This window comes from Paenibacillus sp. CAU 1782, assembly GCF_054551715.1.
Map to the genome: position 1 here is coordinate 845986 of NZ_JBTOLL010000001.1, position 19042 is coordinate 865027.

General features: G+C 50.9%; 18 protein-coding genes. 2 read left to right on the forward strand and 16 right to left on the reverse strand.

Features of this window, described 5'->3' with window-relative positions; genetic code table 11:
- Window positions 1-150 precede the first annotated feature (150 nt).
- The 7 genes from ACX93W_RS04145 to pdhA form a co-directional block, all read right to left on the reverse strand.
- Window positions 151-642, reverse strand: coding sequence for a dihydrofolate reductase (locus ACX93W_RS04145; protein WP_459391047.1), 492 nt, complete (start codon window positions 640-642; stop codon window positions 151-153).
- 25 nt (window positions 643-667) lie between these two features.
- A complete protein-coding gene (locus ACX93W_RS04150) occupies window positions 668-1624 on the reverse strand; it encodes a thymidylate synthase (RefSeq protein WP_459391048.1) in 957 nt (318 codons plus the stop codon).
- A gap of 166 nt (window positions 1625-1790) precedes the next feature.
- Window positions 1791-2294: an acyl-CoA thioesterase gene (locus ACX93W_RS04155; RefSeq protein ID WP_459391049.1), complete on the reverse strand. Its 504-nt coding sequence runs from the start codon at window positions 2292-2294 to the stop codon at window positions 1791-1793.
- Between the two features lie 125 nt (window positions 2295-2419).
- Window positions 2420-3835: a dihydrolipoyl dehydrogenase gene (gene lpdA, locus ACX93W_RS04160; RefSeq protein ID WP_459391050.1), complete on the reverse strand. Its 1416-nt coding sequence runs from the start codon at window positions 3833-3835 to the stop codon at window positions 2420-2422.
- 3 nt (window positions 3836-3838) lie between these two features.
- Window positions 3839-5131, reverse strand: coding sequence for a dihydrolipoamide acetyltransferase family protein (locus tag ACX93W_RS04165; RefSeq protein WP_459391051.1), 1293 nt, complete (start codon window positions 5129-5131; stop codon window positions 3839-3841).
- 61 nt (window positions 5132-5192) lie between these two features.
- Window positions 5193-6170, reverse strand: coding sequence for an alpha-ketoacid dehydrogenase subunit beta (locus tag ACX93W_RS04170; protein WP_459391052.1), 978 nt, complete (start codon window positions 6168-6170; stop codon window positions 5193-5195).
- 21 nt (window positions 6171-6191) lie between these two features.
- The gene (pdhA, locus tag ACX93W_RS04175; protein ID WP_459391053.1) at window positions 6192-7259 is read right to left on the reverse strand and encodes a pyruvate dehydrogenase (acetyl-transferring) E1 component subunit alpha; all 1068 of its coding nucleotides are present in this window, start codon (window positions 7257-7259) and stop codon (window positions 6192-6194) included.
- Between the two features lie 371 nt (window positions 7260-7630).
- On the opposite strand from pdhA, the gene ACX93W_RS04180 reads away from it, so the two are divergent.
- On the forward strand, window positions 7631-8368 hold the full coding sequence (locus ACX93W_RS04180) for an alpha/beta hydrolase (RefSeq protein ID WP_459391054.1): 738 nt from the start codon (window positions 7631-7633) through the stop codon (window positions 8366-8368).
- 124 nt (window positions 8369-8492) lie between these two features.
- Here ACX93W_RS04180 and ACX93W_RS04185 read toward each other — a convergent pair whose 3' ends face one another.
- Window positions 8493-9002, reverse strand: a complete 510-nt coding sequence (locus ACX93W_RS04185) for a low molecular weight protein-tyrosine-phosphatase (RefSeq protein WP_459391055.1) — start codon at window positions 9000-9002, stop codon at window positions 8493-8495.
- A gap of 3 nt (window positions 9003-9005) precedes the next feature.
- Window positions 9006-9674, reverse strand: coding sequence for a trimeric intracellular cation channel family protein (locus ACX93W_RS04190; protein WP_459392004.1), 669 nt, complete (start codon window positions 9672-9674; stop codon window positions 9006-9008).
- 194 nt (window positions 9675-9868) lie between these two features.
- Between ACX93W_RS04190 and ACX93W_RS04195 the strand changes: the two genes are divergently transcribed.
- A complete protein-coding gene (locus ACX93W_RS04195; protein WP_459391056.1) occupies window positions 9869-10507 on the forward strand; it encodes a thiamine diphosphokinase in 639 nt (212 codons plus the stop codon).
- A gap of 37 nt (window positions 10508-10544) precedes the next feature.
- Here ACX93W_RS04195 and ACX93W_RS04200 read toward each other — a convergent pair whose 3' ends face one another.
- The 7 genes from ACX93W_RS04200 to ACX93W_RS04230 form a co-directional block, all read right to left on the reverse strand.
- Window positions 10545-12551, reverse strand: coding sequence for an endonuclease MutS2 (locus ACX93W_RS04200; RefSeq protein WP_459391057.1), 2007 nt, complete (start codon window positions 12549-12551; stop codon window positions 10545-10547).
- Between the two features lie 451 nt (window positions 12552-13002).
- Window positions 13003-13707 carry an MBL fold metallo-hydrolase gene (locus ACX93W_RS04205; protein WP_459391058.1) on the reverse strand — a complete coding sequence of 235 codons (705 nt, stop codon included), beginning with the start codon at window positions 13705-13707 and terminating at the stop codon, window positions 13003-13005.
- Between the two features lie 86 nt (window positions 13708-13793).
- Window positions 13794-14465, reverse strand: a complete 672-nt coding sequence (locus ACX93W_RS04210; RefSeq protein WP_459392005.1) for a GNAT family N-acetyltransferase — start codon at window positions 14463-14465, stop codon at window positions 13794-13796.
- A 754-nt stretch (window positions 14466-15219) separates the two neighbouring features.
- Window positions 15220-15888, reverse strand: a complete 669-nt coding sequence (locus ACX93W_RS04215; RefSeq protein WP_459391059.1) for a GNAT family N-acetyltransferase — start codon at window positions 15886-15888, stop codon at window positions 15220-15222.
- 78 nt (window positions 15889-15966) lie between these two features.
- A complete protein-coding gene (locus tag ACX93W_RS04220; RefSeq protein WP_459391060.1) occupies window positions 15967-16827 on the reverse strand; it encodes a carbon-nitrogen hydrolase family protein in 861 nt (286 codons plus the stop codon).
- Window positions 16828-16897: 70 nt separating this feature from the next.
- A complete protein-coding gene (locus tag ACX93W_RS04225) occupies window positions 16898-18256 on the reverse strand; it encodes a HAMP domain-containing sensor histidine kinase (protein WP_459391061.1) in 1359 nt (452 codons plus the stop codon).
- Complete coding sequence (locus tag ACX93W_RS04230; protein WP_459391062.1) at window positions 18253-18951, reverse strand: response regulator transcription factor; 699 nt, start codon at window positions 18949-18951, stop codon at window positions 18253-18255. The genes ACX93W_RS04225 and ACX93W_RS04230 overlap by 4 nt, the downstream gene beginning before the upstream one ends.
- Window positions 18952-19042 lie beyond the last annotated feature (91 nt).

The following is a 19042-nucleotide window of genomic DNA, read 5'->3' on the forward strand; positions in this document are numbered from 1 at the left end:
ATGCTGCTATTTTATGTTGATTGCAGTCTGTGCGTTTTATTATAACATGCTAGCATTACTGAGACAGGATCGTTAATGGATTTTCCGCACAATCATTTGCACTTTATGACGAATCGTTCGTCAAATCTTGATTTGGAATGATGATTGAATTCAAGCACGCTCATATCTATAGAAGGTAAATGAATACGGATTATTGTCATCGATCTCTCTGGATTGGCTTCCCGTTATTTTCCATTCGGCAGCATCCAACGCCGGAAAAAAGGCGTCGCCTCCCGGAATGTCCGTGTCCACGACGGTAAGCAATATCTTGTCCGCATGCGGCAAAAACAAATGATAGATCTCCGCCCCGCCGGCAACCATCAGTTCGATGCCGTCTCCGGCATATTTTTGGAGCGCCTCATCGGCCGATTGTACGATTTCGCAGCCAGCAAGACCGCTTCCATCCCCTCTTGTCAATACGGCGTTTACGCGGCCTTCCAGCGGCTTACGCAGCGTTTGAAAGGTCTTTCGTCCCATCAATACGGTTTTCCCCATTGTCTTTTCTTTAAAATAAGCCATTTCCGCGGGCAATCTCCACGGCAGCTCGTTATGAATGCCTATGGTCCGGTTAATATCCATAGCCGCAATCATCGTTACCGACATCCTTGCCACCTCCCTAAAACGTTGTTTATACGGCCACCGGCGCTTTAATGCCGGGGTGGGGCTCGTAGTTCTCCAGCTTGAGATCTTCCAGCTCCATATCAAAAAGCGAGGTTTTATCGCCATTCAGCACCAGCTTGGGCAGCGGCTTTGGCTCACGCGTCAACTGCTCCTGTATTTGGTCCAGATGGTTGAGATAGATGTGCGCGTCTCCCAAGGTGTGGATGAATTCGCCGGGCTCCAACCCGCACTCATGCGCAATGAGATGCGTCAACAGCGCATAGCTGGCAATATTAAACGGCACCCCCAGGAAAATATCGCCGCTGCGCTGATACAGTTGGCAGGACAGCTTGCCCTCCGAAACATAGAACTGGAACATAGTGTGGCATGGCGGCAATGCCATATTGGTCGGCACATCTTCCGGGTTCCAGGCCGAAACAATCAATCTTCTGGAATCCGGGGTTTTCTTGATACTCTCGATCACATCGCGAAGCTGGTCCACGCTGTCCCCGCGGGAAGTGCGCCAGTCCCTCCACTGCTTGCCGTAAACATTTCCAAGCTCGCCGAACTGCTCGGCAAATACGTCGTCATTCAAAATCCGGTCTTTAAAAAGGTCCATTTGCTCCCTGTACAAAACGGCAAAGGTTTCGTCAGTTTGGGAGCGCAGGCCAAAATCTTTCATATCCGGGCCATTGTAGGCATCGCTCTCCACCCATTTTTTGAAGGCCCATTCATTCCAAATATTATTATTGTGCTTAAGCAAATAACGAATGTTGGTATCGCCGTTAATAAACCATAACAACTCGCTGGCCACCAGCTTAAAAGCTACGCGCTTGGTAGTCATCAACGGAAATCCTTGAGACAGATCAAATCGCATCTGATAACCAAATGTCGAGATTGTTCCCGTCCCCGTCCGGTCTTCCTTGCGCGAACCCTTGTCCAGCACATCCCTCAGCAGTTGCAAATATTGCTGCTCGCCGTTCATGAAAACTTCAACCTCCCGATGCTGTTGGTGCTGCGACAATTGATGCCAAATCCAGCCTTATGCAAGACAACACCTTAATGACACTCATTATATCATTCCGTTAGCCGTTTCACGACCGTTTTTTGTTTCCACCACGGCTAAACGCGTTCGTTCATCCCCAAAGAGTCTAGCCAGGATTTTTCCCGCTAACCGCTCTCTCCCTCTTGCGCTGCTTGCGCAAGGCATGACGCTCCGGCGCGGAAAGAAACAGCGCCTTCTCCTCCTCCGTTTCCGGCTCCACGGGAGGAACTGGCGTTGGTTTGCCGTTATCGTCTAGCGCAACAAACGTAAAAAAGGCAGTGACCGTCGGCTTGCGCTCGCCGCTATACAAATTTTCCGATACAACGCTGACGTAGATTTCCATCGAACTGCGGCTGGTCCAGGAGACGAACGCTTCCACCTCGATGACTTCTCCAATCCGGATTGGAGCAAGAAAGTCCAGACTGTCCGTTGAAGCGGTAACAACTCTTCCCCTTGCATGCCGCATAGCCGCAATTGCCGCTACCTTGTCCATGTATTCCATAAGCTTGCCGCCAAACATGGTGTCGTAGTGATTAGTGTCTTGCGGAAAAATGAGCTGAGTCATCAAAGTTCGGGACTGATTGGTCGCTTTGGGCTCTAGCACTTCCATACGTTGTCTCCCCTTCATCGCCGCAATTATCCATATAGGCCATAATATGCGCAAAGAGGCCGCGGCGGTATGAAACCGCCTGACCTCTTTGCTGTGAAATCTATATAATTCCGGATATTAGGCTCTTATTTCACAAAAGTGTGAATCGGATGGCCCAATGCAACCTCGGCTGCGTCCAGAACGATTTCGCCCAGCGTTGGGTGAGCATGGATCGTAAGCGCAATATCCTCAAGGGTAGCGCCCATCTCGATAGCCAACGCCAATTCTGCGATCATATTGGATGCTTCCAGGCCAACGATGTGTGCGCCAAGCACAAGACCGGAGTCCGGATCGGAAATCAGCTTCACGAAACCTTCGGAAGCGTTAAGCGAAAGCGCGCGGCCATTCGCGGCAAATGGGAATTTGCCAACTTTGACTTTAAGGCCTTGGTCTTTTGCTTCTTTTTCGCTGATGCCGACGCTTGCGCATTCCGGATCGGAGAAGCAAACGGCAGGCACGCATTTGTAGTCAACAACGCTGGTCAAACCGGAGATTGCTTCCGCAGCAACACGGCCTTCGTACATGGCTTTGTGCGCAAGCGCAGGGCCAGCCGTAATGTCGCCGATCGCATAGATATGCGATACGTTTGTGCGGCATTGTGCGTCAACTTCAACCAGACCGCGGTCGGTTGTTTTTACGCCAGCCAGATCCAGGCCAAGCTCTCCGTCTGTGTTAGGACGGCGTCCAACAGTAACGAGCAGGTAATCAGCTGTTACTTTTTCTTCTTTGTCGCCTACTGTGTACGTAATTGTAACATCATTATCGGTTTGCTCCGCGCTTTTTGCTTGCGCGCCGGTAACAATGTCAACATTAGTGCTCTTCAGTTTCTTGGCAACAATGGAGGACATATCTTTGTCGAAGCCCGGCAGGATGGAATCCGAACCTTCGATTACAGTTACTTTAGTGCCGAACTTGGAGTACATTTGGCCAAGCTCGATTCCGATGTAGCCGCCGCCGATAACAACGAGGCTTTTCGGAATTTCAGGCAGCGACAACGCGCCTGTAGAAGACACGATGCGTTTGCTGTATGGGAATGCTTTCAGCTCGATTGGACGCGAGCCTGTAGCGATAATGCAGTTTTTGAAACGGTAACGAGGCGCTTCTTGATCGTTGAAGACACGCGCTTCGTTTTCGTTGATGAACATCACTTCGCCTTGGAAGTATTGAACCTTGTTCGCTTTCAGCAAGGATGCAACGCCGCCAGTAAGCTTTTTGACGATGCCGTTTTTAAACTCTTGAACTTTGCTGAAATCAACTTTGGCTTCTCCAACTTCAATGCCAAAAGTGGATGCATGGCTCACGGACTCAAATTGATGAGCGGCGGAGATGAGTGCTTTGGAAGGAATACAGCCTACGTTCAGACATACGCCGCCAACATATTCCTTGTCGACAACCAGAACATTTTGACCAAGCTGCGCGGCGCGGATGGCGGCAACATAACCGCCGGGACCTGCACCAATGACCAACGTATCGATATCGAGTGAAGCGTCGCCTACTACCATCTCTTATACCTCCATAATAAACAGTTCAGGCTGCGCCAGAAGCTGCTTGATATAGTTCATAAAGTTTTGGGCTGTTGCGCCGTCGATCAGACGGTGGTCAAAGCTGAGCGACAGTGCCATTACAGGAGCAGCAACGATTTCGCCGTCGCGTACAATCGCTTTTTCGGAAATACGACCAGTACCCAGGATAGCAACCTCAGGGAAGTTGATAACCGGCGTAAAGAACATGCCGCCTGCGGAACCAATGTTGGAAATCGTGATTGTGCTGCCTTTCAGTTCGTTGCCGGCAAGTTTGCCGTCGCGTCCACGAAGAGCCAGGTCGCGGATTTTGTCTGCAACCATAAAGATGTTTTTACGGTCAGCATCTTCGATAACAGGAACGATCAAACCATTGTCGGTGTCCGTTGCAATACCAACATTGTAGTATTTGCGGTAAACGATTTCTTGGTTAGCCTCATCCAGCGTGGAGTTCATGATCGGGAACTGGCGGCAAGCTGCAACCAAAGCTTTGACGATAAATGGCAGGTAAGTAAGCTTGGAGCCTTTTTTCTCCGCATAAGGCTTGTATTTTGCACGCAGCGCAACAAGCTCGGTAACGTCCACTTCGTCCATGATGGTAACGTGAGGAGCGGTGTAAACCGATTTGGACATCGCGCCGGCGATAACTTTGCGAATGCCTTTGAAAGGAACGCGCTCTTCCGGACGGTATGCGTCTCCGGATACAACCGGTTTGGATTCCGCAGCTGCTTTTGGAGCTTCTTGGGAAGCTGCGCTCGCTGCAGGAGCTTCAGTAGCGGCTGCAGGTGCAGCAGCGCCGTCAAATCCGCTAACGTCCTCGCGAGTGATGCGGCCATTTTTGCCGGAGCCGTTCACTTGAGCCAGATCTACGCCTTGCTCGCGAGCAAACTTGCGAACGCTTGGCGTAGCCAGAACTGCAGCATTAGTTGCTTTCGCTTCTACTGCTGGAGCCGCGGCCGGAGCTGCGGAAGCCGCAGGCGCCGCTTCTTCTTTCTTCGGCTCTTCGGCAGGAGCTTCCGCTCCCTCAGGAAGTTCGCCTTCAGCTTCGATGATCGCTACAAGTTCGCCAACATGGCATACTTGTCCGTCCTTCACCTTTACCTCAAGCACTTTGCCGTTTACCGGACAAGGCACTTCAACAATCGCCTTGTCGTTTTGCACTTCCATAATAATGTCGTCATCTGTTACGGTTTGACCGGGCTGGATCAATACTTTTACAATCTCGCCTTCGTGCAGGCCTTCGCCAAGCTCCGGAAACTTATATTCAAATTTTGCCACCGCAAGCAACCTCCTTTAGCATTTTCCCTGTCAAGTATTACAATATGTCAACTAAAAAGCCTTAAAATTCAATAACCTTTTTGGCAGCCGCAACAATGCGTGCAGGTGTAGGCAGCCATGCGTCTTCGATTTGCGCGAATGGATATACGGTATCCGGGCCCGCTACGCGAAGAACTGGCGCTTCCAGATGCAGAATTGCTTTTTCGTTAATTTGCGCAATTACTTCAGCGGCTACGCCGGATGTTTTTTGCGCTTCTTGCACCACGATAGCGCGGTTTGTTTTTTGAATGGAAGCCACAATGGTGTCGATATCCAGCGGCAGAAGCGTGCGAAGGTCGATAACTTCCGCTTTTACGCCTTGTTTTTCCAGCTCATCCGCAGCTTTAACAGCGGTGTGAACCATCATGCCGTAAGCCAGAATCGTAACGTCGCTGCCTTCGCGAACAACGTTGGCTTTGCCGATTTCAATGGTATATTCGCCTTCAGGCACTTCTGCCTTGAACGCACGGTACAGGTTAAGATGCTCCATGAAGAACACCGGATCGTTATCACGGATCGCAGAGATCATCAGGCCTTTTGCATCGTAAGGATTGGAAGGAATAATCACCTTGATGCCCGGCGTTTGAATCGCAAGACCTTCAAGGGAGTCCGTGTGCAGCTCGGCTGCCTTAACGCCGCCGCCGAAAGGCGTGCGGAATACGATCGGCGAGTTGTAGCGGCCGCCGGAACGGTAACGCATACGTGCTGCTTGGATGAACATTTGGTCAAGCGCTTCATAGATGAAGCCTACAAACTGGATTTCCGCGATAGGACGGAAGCCTTGCAGCCCCATGCCAACCGCCATACCGGCAATTGCGGATTCAGCAAGCGGCGTATCAAATACGCGCTCCTCGCCAAATTCCTTTTGCAAACCTTCTGTTACACGGAACACGCCACCAACCTTGCCCACATCTTCACCGAAGATGACTACGTTGGGATCACGTGTCAATTCTACGCGCATTGCATCGCGAATCGCTTCAAGCATATTCATTTGTGCCATGATTGTTTAATCCTCCCCTTCTTACTGAAAATCGGCCTTTTGTTCTTCAAGGTGTTGCGGTGTTGTTTCGAACATTGTATCGATCAAGCCGGCAACCGTCATTTTTTCAACAGCTTCAGCTTTTTTGATGTTTTCGATTACAGCAGCTTTTGCTTCTTCTTTTACGCGGTTTGTATCTTCTTCCGTCCAAAGACCTTTTTTCTCCAGGTATTTGCCATAACGGATAATCGGATCTTTAAGAGCCCATTCTGCTTCTTCGTCTTTAGTGCGGTATTTAGTCGCATCGTCTGCAAGGGAATGCGGACGGAAACGGTACGTCAACAGCTCGATCAGCGTTGCGCCTTCGCCGTTTCTGCCGCGCTCAGCCGCGTCGCGAACAGCTTTGATAACGGCCAGAACGTCCATGCCGTCAACTTGTACGCCTTTGATGCCGGCTGCAACCGCTTTGTGAGCGATGGACAGGGAAGCCGTTTGTTTCTCGAACGGCGTTGTGATTGCATAACCATTGTTTTGAACAGCATAAATGACAGGCAGTTTGTATACGCCGGCAAAGTTCAGACCTTCGTAGAAATCGCCTTCGGAGGAACCGCCATCGCCTGTGTACGTAATGGCAACGCGTTTTTCGCCTTTTTTCTTGAATGCCATAGCTACGCCAGTGGCATGCAGAATTTGAGCGCCGATAATAATTTGCGGCATCAATACATGCACGTCTTCAGGGATTTGTCCGCCGTGCTGGTGTCCACGGGAGTACAGGAACGCTTGGTACAGCGGAAGTCCGTGCCATACCAATTGCGGCATATCGCGGTAGCCCGGGCAAATGAAATCGTCTTTGTTCAGTGCATATTCGCTGCCAACCATGGAAGCTTCTTGACCCGAAACCGGAGCGTAGAAGCCGAGGCGGCCTTGACGGCCCAGGTTAACGGCCCGCTCGTCCCAAGTACGGGTAAATACCATACGGTACATAATTTCCTTTAATTGATCATCAGACAATTCCGGAAGCAGGTCCGGATTTGTTACTTCTCCATCGAGCGACAATACGGACAACGGTGCTACTGGCTCCGTTTGAACTTCGTATGGCAGTTTGCTCATTTTGAACGCTCACCTCAATTGAAATATTTGAAAATCAGGTTGCTCTGTTATAGAATTATTATAAACCTGTTTAGCAAAAATGGTCAAAGCAAAAAGAGAAAAACCCCCGATTTTCGAAGAGATTTTTATTCTTTTTTAAGAAATTGTATATGCTACAGATGACAAAAATCACTGTAACAGAATAATACAACAATCTCTTGTGTCGCTTGCAGCGCCATTTCAGGCTCAAGAAGGAATCTAATTGCAGGCGACCTGGAAGCTGGGTGCTGCTTGAGTTGATATGACCCCTTTTTAGAGGTTATTGAACACGCACTTTTATTGTGTTCCCATAACTAAGGTTTTCCATTCCATTCACGCAAAGGAGCATATCCATGAGCAACGATCCCTACATGAAAAGAACCATTCTGAAAGAAACGGTGGAAAGCCGGTATTTGCCGGAAGGCAGCCGAAACCTTCGCGTCTTTCTTCCACCGGGCTATAATGAGCTGCTGAGCTATCCCGTTGTCTACTGCCAGGACGGCGAGGATTTTTTCAATTTCGGCCGGATCGCGACCACCGCCACGCGTCTTATCCTGGACGAGGGACTGGAGCCGTTCCTCATTGTAGGCGTTGATGTCGACAAATCGGTTCGCAGTGATGAATATGCGCCGGATGGAAACCGTTACGCCGGCTATATCGCTTTTTTCGCCGAAGAGCTTGTCCCTTTTATTGAAGAACGCTTTTCCGTTCGGCGGGAACCACAGTACCGGATTCTTGCAGGCGACTCCCTTGGGGGAACGGCAAGCCTTCATCTGGCTGTAAGCCACCCTGAACTTTTTAATTCCGTAATCTCCATGTCGGGCGCCTTCTACCCTGCATCTCAGCAAATTCTTGCGGAGTCTTCCGATCTAAGCGGACTGCATATGTATATGATCGTCGGACTGCAGGAGAACGCTTTCGAAACAGACCGCGGCGTATTTGATTTTGTGCAGCTTAACCGCGATACCGTAGCGATTCTGAAGCAAAAGGGCGCCTCCGTTTTCTATGAAGAAAAAGACGGCAAACATCAATGGGGCTTCTGGCAGCAGGAAGTGCCGCAAGCTCTCCTCCACTTTATTGAAGTGGAATAAACACTCCCCTACCTGCTTGTAAAACAACAATACCTTCGTACTTGCTGCGGACCGGTGGACACGAAGACAAGATGTATATCCCTCGCGGGGTTAAGCATCGTCTTCGCTGCCGGTCCGGCAAGCGTTAATCAAGCTCCAAATCAGCCTTCACTTTTTGAAGCAGAGCTTCGCAACCCTCTTCCACTAACTCATAAACGAAATCAAAGTTGCCGGTGTAATACGGATCTGGAACATCCTCCGAGCCGCGTTTTGGCAAAAGGCTCATAAAGGTCAGCACCTTGGGCCAAGCGTTCTCCCCGGCTCCGTCGTGCACGCCGCCTATGCCGAACAGCTTTCGGACGTCTCCGTAATTTTTCCCGTCCATGCAAACGATGTAGTGAAATTGATCATAATCATCGCGTTTGACCTGTCTCGCCGCCATTCCCGCATAAGAAATGCCATGCTGATCCAGCACATGGCGAGTTCCTTCATGAGGGGGCTTGCCCAGATGCCAATCGCCCGTGCCCGCAGAATCCACTTCCACGACGCTGCTCAAACCAGCTTTGGCGACTTCATGCCGCATAACGGCTTCCGCCATGGGCGAACGGCAAATATTGCCCAGGCATACAAACAGGATTCGCGCCTTTTTTTCCATCCGCTAACTACCCTTTCTTTTGAAAAAATTGCTCTTGCGGTTTGCGTTGTTGGCGGATGCGGCAAACGCTCCTTTCAACGACCTGCGCGGCAGCTTCCACTTGAAATAGACCGACATCATCCGGAATGCGATAATGATAACAAATAACACCAGCAGCTCCACAGGCCCAACAAACCAGCCCATGCCGACGGCTAGCCCCGCTAACATGGCCCATACCGCATAAATCTCATCCTTCAGCACCAGCGGTTTTCTTCCCGCAAGCAAATCGCGGATGATGCCTCCTCCGATACCCGTCAGCATCCCGGCAACCAGCACCGCGCTGAGCGGATGGTTCATTTGGGTTGCATAAAGCGCTCCTTGAATGGCAAAAGCCGACAATCCGATTGCATCAAAAAAAGCTTCGCTTCTGCGCCAGCGAAGAATCCATCTGACCGGAAGCAGAAACACAATCGTCATCGCCACAAGTGCCGTTTTCAGCAAATACCCCTGGCTCCACAGCATGGTTACCGGCATGCCGATAAGCAAATTCCGGATGACCCCTCCGCCAAAAGCTGTAACCAGCCCTAACACGTACACGCCCAAAATATCGTATTCCTCTTCCATCGCCACCACGGCGCCGCTGACCGCAAACGCAATCGTGCCGATCAAGCTGAACACGCTGAAAATATCCATGCTCACTGTTGCCTAGCCTCGCTTCCCATTACACTCTGCTCCGCCCCTCCCCCATTTTATCCCCGCTAGCCCGTGTTCGCAACGACAAATTTGTACAATAGGCGACAGCTCCTTATCCCGCCTTTATTGTAGGATTTGCCCACAGGAGCTATACTATCAAAGATTGGATATCTGTCAGAATGGGAGAATACATAATGGGCATCAGCATAATCATTTGTACAGGCGGAAGCCTTGGCGCTTGGGCGCTTCAACATATAGAAGACGGCGACTACTTGATCGGCGCCGATAGCGGCGCTTTATTTTTGGTGGACAATGGCATTGCCCCTCATGTCGCGATTGGCGACTTTGATTCCGTAACGGCAGAGGAACAGGAGAGAATTGCCGCTAATTGCGGCGAGTTCATTACCTGCGATCCTGTCGACAAAAATTACACCGACACCGAGATGGCCTTTCGTCTAGCCCTCTCCAAAAAACCGGCCCGCATCAAGCTGCTGGGCGCCCTCGGCACCCGATTTGATCATGCGCTCGCAAACGTTCATCTGTTGGCGCTTGCCGAAGCCGAAGGAATCGAAGCCTGCATACTGGACAAGCACAATGCAATTGCACTCGCCACATCCAGTCTTGACGTGCATCAGCTCGGCTACTCTCAAGTATCTCTGCTGCCGTTGACGGAATCAGTAACCGGCATCACATTGACCGGATTTCAATATCCGCTCCAGGATGCCACTCTAACGATTGGCCAGTCTTTAGGCATTAGCAATGTGCTGGCTGCGCAGACGGGACAAGTTACCCTGGCAAGCGGCAAATTGCTCGTGATCCAAAGCCGGGATTAGCGTTGTCTTAAAACTCATGGCGGGCTTTAGACAACGCTTAGTCCACATCCTTTGCCTCCGTCACGATTTCTAATCCTTCAACATGCTTCCGCTCCAGCTGATGGCGCGCCTTGCGGTTTTCTTTTGTATCGAAGACAATTGCCATATCGTAGTCCTCGCCGGGGTAAAGCTCTCCTTTCTGGATGTAAAGCTTGAGTCGTTTCCGGTTAAAGGTCAGCTTTTCCCCCTTCACCTGGACAATGACATTGCCCCGTTCATCCGCAGGCCGGAAAACAATTCCCGCTCTGCGGAGGGGATAAATCCAGACAGAGTCGCCCTTCTGAAACGCCTGCGCGGCGGTTGGAGCCGCGTTCTCCTCTTTTTCCCGGCCAGTCTCGTTTAATCCATTCCTTCTATTAACTTGTGCCTGCTTCTTCCCGCTTCTACTTTCGTGTTGGCGTATCCCCTTGCCCTCAGGCCTTTCCTTATTGCCTTCGACTTTCCTTCCCGGATAGCATTCAGTGTCTGGCGCCGGCTTTGTATGCTGCTGAAGCAACGCTTGGGCTCTCGCCAGTACAGCATCCGGCAAACCGTAACGTCTTGCAATGTCAAAGGCGTGACTTTCTCCCGCCTCCCCGATCTCAAGCCGGTAAAGCGGCCGAAGCGTATCGGGATGAAAGGCCATCCGTGCATTCATGCAGCCTTCCGTAGAACCCGCATAGGTCTTTATTTCATTAAAATGTGTGGTTGCGGCAACCAATGAACGGCGCTCCAGCAGCGTCTCCAAAACGGCGATAGATAGCGATATGCCTTCGGAAGGATCGGTTCCCGCCGCCATCTCATCCAGCAGCAACAGGCTGCCGGAATCCGCTTCATTTAGCATGGCGCTTAACACGGACAAATGTGCGGAAAAGGTGCTTAGCGATTGTTCCAGACTTTGGCCGTCTCCGATATCGGCGGCGATATGGGTAAACAGCCCCAATGTGCTGCCCTCTCCGGCCGGCACAAGCAAACCGCTCTGATGGAGTAGCGCCAGCAAACCTATCGTTTTTAACGCGATCGTTTTTCCGCCTGTATTGGGTCCAGTAATAATAAGCTGCTTCCAGTCCAAACCCAGCTCAACGTTAAGCGGCTCGCACTCTCTCCCTAATAGCGGATGGCGGGCGTCGCGCAAGACGATAACAGGTGCTGAAGCTGTCGTAATGCGTCGTCCGCCGCAGCTTTGCGACCATTTGGCGCGCGCCGTAATGTAATCTAGAATCGCCATGACTTCCCTATTCGCGAACAGAGCTCTCCCATGAACCTCCGCTTGCTGGGACAATGCGGCCAAAACAGCGTAACGCTCGCGTTCCTCCGCTGCCTTCCAGTCAGCAAGCTCGCCTTGCAGCGCACCGATATCTGTCGGCTCCACAAACAGCGTTTGCCCGCTGGCGGATTCGTCCAGCACCGAGCCGGGCACAAATTTTCGCTGTTCGCGTTTTACGGCCAACACCAATCTGCCGCCTCGCCGGCTTATGACGGCTTCTTGCAAATAACTTCTGTATTTGCCCATCAGCTGGTTCATCCGCTTTTCGATTTTATCCTCTACTGCATAGATGTGCCTGCGAATATAGCCCAGCTCTGGACTTGCTTCGTCGAGGAGCTGCCCGTATCTCAAGCATCGCTGCAATTCCTCCCTCAGGCGAGGACATTCATCCAGATTTGCGCCATAACCTGAAATGGTAGGCGCCAGCTCATGTTTGCTGACCATATAACGTTTCATTTGAGCAACGGAGGTTAGCCACACCGCCAGCTGCTCCAATTCCTGCTCATTGTAAACTCTGCCTTTGCCGAGCAATAACAGCAAATCCTGAATACCGTCCATAGCGGATAATGGGATGCTCGCTCCTCTGGCCAAAAGCCGACAGCCTTCCTCCGTTTCGCGCAATCTGGACTCGACAGCCCGTATTTCCGTTAGCGGCTTCATTTCTTCCACAAGCATTTTTCCTGCGGAAGATACCGCCAAATCTGCGATGCTTTCTTTCACTTTGTCGTATTCCAGCGTTTTTAAAGTTGCTTCATTCATGCTTTATGCCTCCTTTTTTATAAACAAAAAAGACAGGAAGGAACGCGTGAGCGTCTCTTCCTGTCTTTCGGGACAACAGACCATTGCCAAATAGAGCGCTTATGCGGCGCTATACAAAAAATGGCAACAAAAAAACCGTGCTTGCCAAGAAGCACGGTGTTCAGTCTGTCTACCTTCAGGTATGCAGGCGGAAATCCTCATGTTCTCAACTCATGGGACCAGATCACGAAACAAAGCCTCTACTATACGTTCAGCAGGACCTTCATGATGCTTGGTCATATCCAATTTATGAGTTAAGAACACCGGTAATCATTAAAATTTCCCCTTTGTAAAGGTTGTATAAACACTTTAACCTTATTCCACCTTATCTTAACTGAACCACATTATAGAAGTCAATAGTGCGATCTCACTGCCTGTTTTGGCTTAGACTTCCGGCTTCGTTGCAGAGTTTTCAAACCGGCAGTGTGATCAATTGGCCTGTCGCCGCATATTCCATTCCCGACGGCAAGGTATGTCCTCCCCTGATGTCGATATCATGCGACATATGGGTGAGCCACATTTGCCCTGGTTTCAAAGCCGCCGCAAGCTCGGCTGCTTCCGTTACATCATAGACAGAACGAGTTTCGCGGGGATACGGCTCCTTGTAAAAGCTGGTTCCCAGAACCAGCAGATCCAATCCTTCCAGCGGCTTTTTCTGTTCTTCCGTCAAATCAATTGCGTCGCTGCAATACGCCCACGAATAACGGTTTGCGGCATGTCTGAAGTGAAAAGCATACGAATATCCGTTTTTCCCATGATTGACCCGCCAGCTAGTTGCTTCCCAATCGCCAAAGGTTAAAATTTCGTCGAATGGCAAATAGCGAATCCGGCTCTCCAGCCATGGAAAACGCGACCTGATTTCGCTAATCACTTCAGACGGCGCATATAAAATTCCGGTTTGGTCTGTCCAGCGGCAAACATCGTACCACTCCGGCAACCCGCCAATATGATCGTAGTGGGCATGGGTTATCAGCATGGCATCTATTCTTCTCAGCCCCGCCGCCTCCATTTGCAGCTTCCAGTCGGGACCGCAGTCAATCCAGAGGACACCAGCCTTGTCATCATTGATTTGCAAGGAAGAGCGAAACCTGCGGTTAATGCCTCCGTCCGGTCCCAACAGCCTTGCCTCCTCGCATACGGCGCATTGGCAATAAACACGCGGAACGCCTTGTGAATCGCCCGTTCCGCGAAAAATAAGCTCCGTCATAGCGGTTTTAATTGAACCGTCTCGCGTTTATTGAGGCTTTCGACCATATCGAGCCATGCCTCCGGTTTATTGGGCAGCGCGGAATAATAACCTTCCAGGAAGGTAGCAATCAACGCAGCGTCCAGCTCCTGGCGCTCCTCGTCTTGCGGAAGGAAGCATAGATCCAGTTCTTCCACTGCCTGTCCCTCGTGATCCCAGGACGGATGCACATAGGTAAAGTCCAGACGCTTGTAGCCGATATGGGACAACACCTCGCGGCGAACATAAGGGTTCATCGGAGATACGCCGCCAAAACCATGTTCCGCAGCGCGGTACGGGTCATACACCTCTGCGAACATGCCAAGCGGCTCGGTGCCGGATTCTTGCGCCAGCCGCTGCAAGTCCTTCTCGCGGTTGCGCAGCAGGAAACGTCCGATGCCCATTGCCGGTTTTCCGATAATGGTGAAATCCGTCATGGCTACGCGCAGGTCGGGATAATAGCGGTACTCCGTGGCTCCCACAACTTCCTCTCCATACAAGGCCGCATAGACATGAATGGATGGATCCAGAAGCGGCTCGCGCCAGAGCTCGTACGCCAGCACCTCTTCAGGCGGAAAAATAGTCCCTAGCAATTCATGCAGAGGCTTAAAGTAAGGATCGTCTAGGGATGTTACACGGTGATAAGTCAACATCGTTCAAACACACTCGCTTTCTTTTATAGGATGTTCAAAAAGTCCGCTTTCCATTACGCAGCTTGCCTAGCGGCAAGGTTGACATCGAATATGGCATTCAGCCGAAGCTTCCGTTGCTCACTTAGCTTCCACTAAGCTTCGCTACTCAGTTTCTAGCTTCATCCCATCTTCTCGGTACTGAAAACCGAACTTTTTAAACTTTTGATTTATAGAGGATGTTCAAAAAGTCCGCTTTCCATTACGCAGCTTGCCTAGCGGCAAGGTTGACGTCGAATATGGCATTCAGCCGAAACTTCCGTTGCTCACTTAGCTTCCACTAAGCTCCGCTACTCAGTTTCTAGCTTCATCCCATCTTCTCGGTACTGAAAACCGAACTTTTTAAACTTTTGATTTATAGAGGATGTTCAAAAAGTCCGCTTTCCATTACGCAGCTTGCCTAGCGGCAAGGTTGACGTCGAATATAGCATTCAGCCGAAGCTTCCGTTGCTCACTTAGCTTCCACTAAGCTCCGCTACTCAGTTTCTAGCTTCATCCCATCTTCTCGGTACTGAAAACCGAACTTTTTGAACTTTTGATTTATAGAGGATGTTCAAAAAGTCCGCTTTCCATTACGCAGCTTGCCTAGCGGCAAGGTTGACGTCGAATATGGCATTCAGCCGAAATAAGCGTAGGCTTCCGAAGTATGTTTCTTTCAGAAACATTTGGGGTGCTCACTTAGCTCCCACTAAGCTCCGCTCCTCGATTTCTAGCTTTATTCCGCATGGAGAAATGGGTTGCGCCATTCCATCAATGCGGCATTGTTCAAGGATTGCTCGTCGTCCAAATAATTGCGCTCCACTCCGATTGGCATTCTTCCGCACTTCAGCAAAAAGGTGATGACCGGGTCCTTCCACTCTCCCGAAATCACCTTTTCCAGATATTGCTCTGGCGACGCGTTATCCGCTTTGGCGGCATATCCCGGCATGCGGCCGCCTCCAAGGAGCCGCTTTAAGCCAAGATGCACAACCGTTTCATACATGGACTGCATCAGCCATTTGCCGACGCCGGCCTTGCGGTAAGCGGGAATGACGCATACGTCGATGACGTAAAGTGTGTCGCCTTTTGGGTTATGGTTGCCTATGTATCCATTGTCCGCAATGGTCTCCCAGCTATGTGAGCCATGATAGTCTCCCATATTCACTAGGAGGGCGGTCATCGACCCTGCCAACCGGCCTCCAATCTCCACGCAAAGCGCTCCCTGCGGGAACTTTGTCACATGATTTGACAGCTGCTCCTTGTTCCAGAGCAGCTCCTCCGGGTAAGGCGGAGGAAAGCTTTCGCGCTGCACGTCGATCATTCCGTCAAAATCGGCAGCTCCATAGCTCCGAATGGTAGCCAGTTCAGGTTTGCCTTCATTTATGATATAAAGTTGTTTGTTCAACTTGCAGCCTCCTTCCTACGGAACGCTGCCGTTCCTTTATCGTTCGTCCAGGCTGGATCTAACACAGAGCCGTTTTCGCTAAGACCAGTCCGTATACAGATCGGCTCTGCGGTCGCGCCAGGTCATGACGGAACCGTTTTTCCGCACCTCTTCCAGCAGGTCGAGATCAAGGTCGCCTACAACAAGCATGTCGTCGTTAATAACGCCTTCCGCAATAATGCCTCCTGGCGGGAACGGAATATCATTGGGAGCGATAATGGCCGCTTGACCAAAATTGCCCCTCATAAAATCGACCTTGCGCAGCGAACCAACCGTACCCGTCGCAACCACGTAAATCTGATTTTCGATCGTGCGCGCGTGGCAGCAATACCGGACGCGGTAAAACCCATGTCTGTCGTCCGTGCAGGATGGACAGAAAATAACATCTGCTCCTTTTGCCCTGGCCATCCGCACAATTTCCGGAAATTCGATATCATAGCAGGTCAACATAGCGATCGTGCCAAACTTCGTTTGGAACACTTCCACGCCATCGCCTTTGGACATATTCCATTCCGTCTCCTCGGTAGGCGTCAGATGGATTTTGTGCTGGACATCGATTTTTCCATCGGGATGAAACAAGTGGGCGGCATTGCGGAGTTTGCCTCCCTCAACCTCTACGACATGCGTTCCGCCAACAATGTACATGTCATAGGCCTTAGCCAATTCCTGAAACAACGTTATGTAGGCCTCTGTAAAATCAGGCAGCCTTTCGATCGGCAGCGCATTTCCGCTGCCATCGCCCAGGGACAGAAGCTGGGTCGTCATAAACTCCGGAAACAGCAAAAATTGTACGCCGTATTCCGAAGCCGTTTTGACATAATGGGTAACCTGATGCTTGAACTCCTCGATATGATCAATATCCGCCAAATGATACTGTACGGCGGCAGTGCGAAACTTCATTGCTTTTCCTCCCGAATTGTTATTATTGCAGATTAGTCAGCTGCCGCGCTAGATAAAAACACGGCGCTTCTCAAGAGCGGCGCTGCTTGAATTGCAGCGTGATGGTTGTTCCCAGGTCAGGCAAGCTGAACACATCGATTTTCCCTTCATGCATATCGACTATTCGTTTGGCGATGGACAATCCCAGACCTACGCCGCCCGTTGTGCGGCTTCGTGCGCCGTCTACGCGGTAGAAACGTTCGAACAGATGCGGAATTTCTTTTTCGGAGATGCCCATCCCTTTGTCCTTAACCTCGATTTTGACAATGTTGCGCATCAAAGTAATAGAAATATCAATAGGGTCTTTCGAGTATTTAATCGCATTATCCAGCAAAATAACAAGCAGCTGCCTGATTTTGTCCTTGTCCCCGACCATGCGAACTACTCTGGATAATGTTTTTACGCGAATCGGACGCTGGAACGTCGTTTGCAGCATCGTCGCCAGTTCGTCAACCACCTGCACCACGTCGAACAGCTCCAGGCGCAGCCAATCCTCCTGCTCCGCTTCCGCAAGTGTCAGCATGGACTTGGTCAGGTTCTGCAATCTTTCCGCTTCCCTGGCAATTGCGTCGATGGCCTCGTCGCGCACGCTTTCGTTGTCGCGACCCCAACGCTTCAGCATGTTCGCGTAGCTGGAAATGACGGTTAATGGCGTTTTGAGCTCATGAGAGGCATCGGCGACAAACTGTTTTTGCCGCGCAAACGTTCGATCCAGCCGGCCGATCATCTGGTTAAACGCCCGAACCAGCTGCTGCAGCTCCGCGGATTCCTCCCGGTTGCCTACCTCGATCTGCCGCAGCTTTCCGCTTCGGTCAATTTCGCGCATCGTATTTACCATTTGCTGAATCGGCGCAGTCAGCTTGGACGTAAACCAATAAGTGCCGAAGATGGCAAACAGGATGGCGCCGCCGCTAGTCACGCTAAGCGCCGCAACCAGCACCTGCAAATAATCGTCCAGCTCGTCCAAAATGCGGTTGACCTCCAGCATGGCGATGACCTTGCCGTCCTCGTACAACGGCACCCTCATAAAGAGGATACGCTCTCCGCCTTTCGTCAGCATGCCCGTATGATGAATCGCCTCGAACTGGGCGGGCAGCTCCATCAAAACGGGATGTGTGCCGGATATGTTCACGACCCGGTTATTGGGCACAATAATCCGGATCATTTCGTTGACATTATGATATTCCACCAGCAGATCCGGCGAATTGAGGCCCCGCCCGCTCTGTATTCGGGGATTTTCCAGCATCAGATTGACCTTTGTCGCAATGACCTCTTCTTCGCTTTGGGTCGTTATTTTGATCACGTAGAAATAAACGAATATATTGAAAAAAATCAAAATCAGGATAAGCCAAAATATCGTAAAAAGCGTAAAACGTTTACGCAGCGTCATGCATCCGGCTCCTTAATCATATATCCTACGCCACGCACCGTATGAATCAGCTTGTGCCGGTAGCCTTTGTCCAGCTTCTGCCGCAAGTACCGGATATACACGTCTACCAGGTTGGTTTCCCCGATAAAGTCATACCCCCATACTTCGGACAAAATATCTTCGCGCGACTTCTCCACATTGCGATTTTCCACGAGATAAACCAGCAGTTCGAATTCTCTCGGCGTCAGCTCGATCAAAATATCTTTGCGATACACCTTGCGAGTGCGAAGCTCAATGGACAAATCGCCTAGCTTGATCAGATCGGAGCCTTCGGCCTCGCGCGGATACTTCTGGAAAATCCGCAGAATATTGCGCACCCTCGCAAGCAGTTCCTCCATGGCAAAAGGTTTTGTTATATAGTCATTGGCTCCATGCTCGAAGCCGCTTACCTTATCGGGCACCGTATCCCTTGCCGTCAGCAAAATGATCGGCACCGGATTTCCCGCTTGCCGTATCAGCCGAAGCACTTCAATGCCGCTCATCTCCGGCAGCATGACGTCCAGCAGCACAAGCTGCCAATCGCCGCCCGAAGCCATCTCGTAGCCAGTGCGACCATCGCTTGCGACGCCAACGACATAGCCCTCATGCTCCAGCTCCAACTGCAATATGCGCGCGATTCCCGCTTCATCCTCAACCACAAGAACACGCTCGTTCATGAATTGACTCCTTCCATTGCATAGTACTTTCATCATAATGAAGGGGCTCCGCAAATGCAAGCCAGTCCATTCCAATCCATACGCCGGCAGT

Excerpts from the sequence above, each read along its gene's own strand:
- ACX93W_RS04195 (WP_459391056.1), top strand. The coding sequence starts at position 9,869 with ATGGGCATCAGCATAATCATTTGTACAGGCGGAAGCCTTGGCGCTTGG.
- ACX93W_RS04190 (WP_459392004.1), bottom strand. The coding sequence starts at position 9,674 with ATGGATATTTTCAGCGTGTTCAGCTTGATCGGCACGATTGCGTTTGCG.
- pdhA (WP_459391053.1), bottom strand. The coding sequence starts at position 7,259 with ATGAGCAAACTGCCATACGAAGTTCAAACGGAGCCAGTAGCACCGTTG.
- ACX93W_RS04230 (WP_459391062.1), bottom strand. The coding sequence starts at position 18,951 with ATGAACGAGCGTGTTCTTGTGGTTGAGGATGAAGCGGGAATCGCGCGC.
- ACX93W_RS04145 (WP_459391047.1), bottom strand. The coding sequence starts at position 642 with ATGTCGGTAACGATGATTGCGGCTATGGATATTAACCGGACCATAGGC.
- lpdA (WP_459391050.1), bottom strand. The coding sequence starts at position 3,835 with ATGGTAGTAGGCGACGCTTCACTCGATATCGATACGTTGGTCATTGGT.
- ACX93W_RS04225 (WP_459391061.1), bottom strand. The coding sequence starts at position 18,256 with ATGACGCTGCGTAAACGTTTTACGCTTTTTACGATATTTTGGCTTATC.
- ACX93W_RS04150 (WP_459391048.1), bottom strand. The coding sequence starts at position 1,624 with ATGAACGGCGAGCAGCAATATTTGCAACTGCTGAGGGATGTGCTGGAC.
- ACX93W_RS04155 (WP_459391049.1), bottom strand. The coding sequence starts at position 2,294 with ATGGAAGTGCTAGAGCCCAAAGCGACCAATCAGTCCCGAACTTTGATG.
- ACX93W_RS04170 (WP_459391052.1), bottom strand. The coding sequence starts at position 6,170 with ATGGCACAAATGAATATGCTTGAAGCGATTCGCGATGCAATGCGCGTA.
- ACX93W_RS04200 (WP_459391057.1), bottom strand. The coding sequence starts at position 12,551 with ATGAATGAAGCAACTTTAAAAACGCTGGAATACGACAAAGTGAAAGAA.
- ACX93W_RS04185 (WP_459391055.1), bottom strand. The coding sequence starts at position 9,002 with ATGGAAAAAAAGGCGCGAATCCTGTTTGTATGCCTGGGCAATATTTGC.
- ACX93W_RS04220 (WP_459391060.1), bottom strand. The coding sequence starts at position 16,827 with ATGAAGTTTCGCACTGCCGCCGTACAGTATCATTTGGCGGATATTGAT.
- ACX93W_RS04180 (WP_459391054.1), top strand. The coding sequence starts at position 7,631 with ATGAGCAACGATCCCTACATGAAAAGAACCATTCTGAAAGAAACGGTG.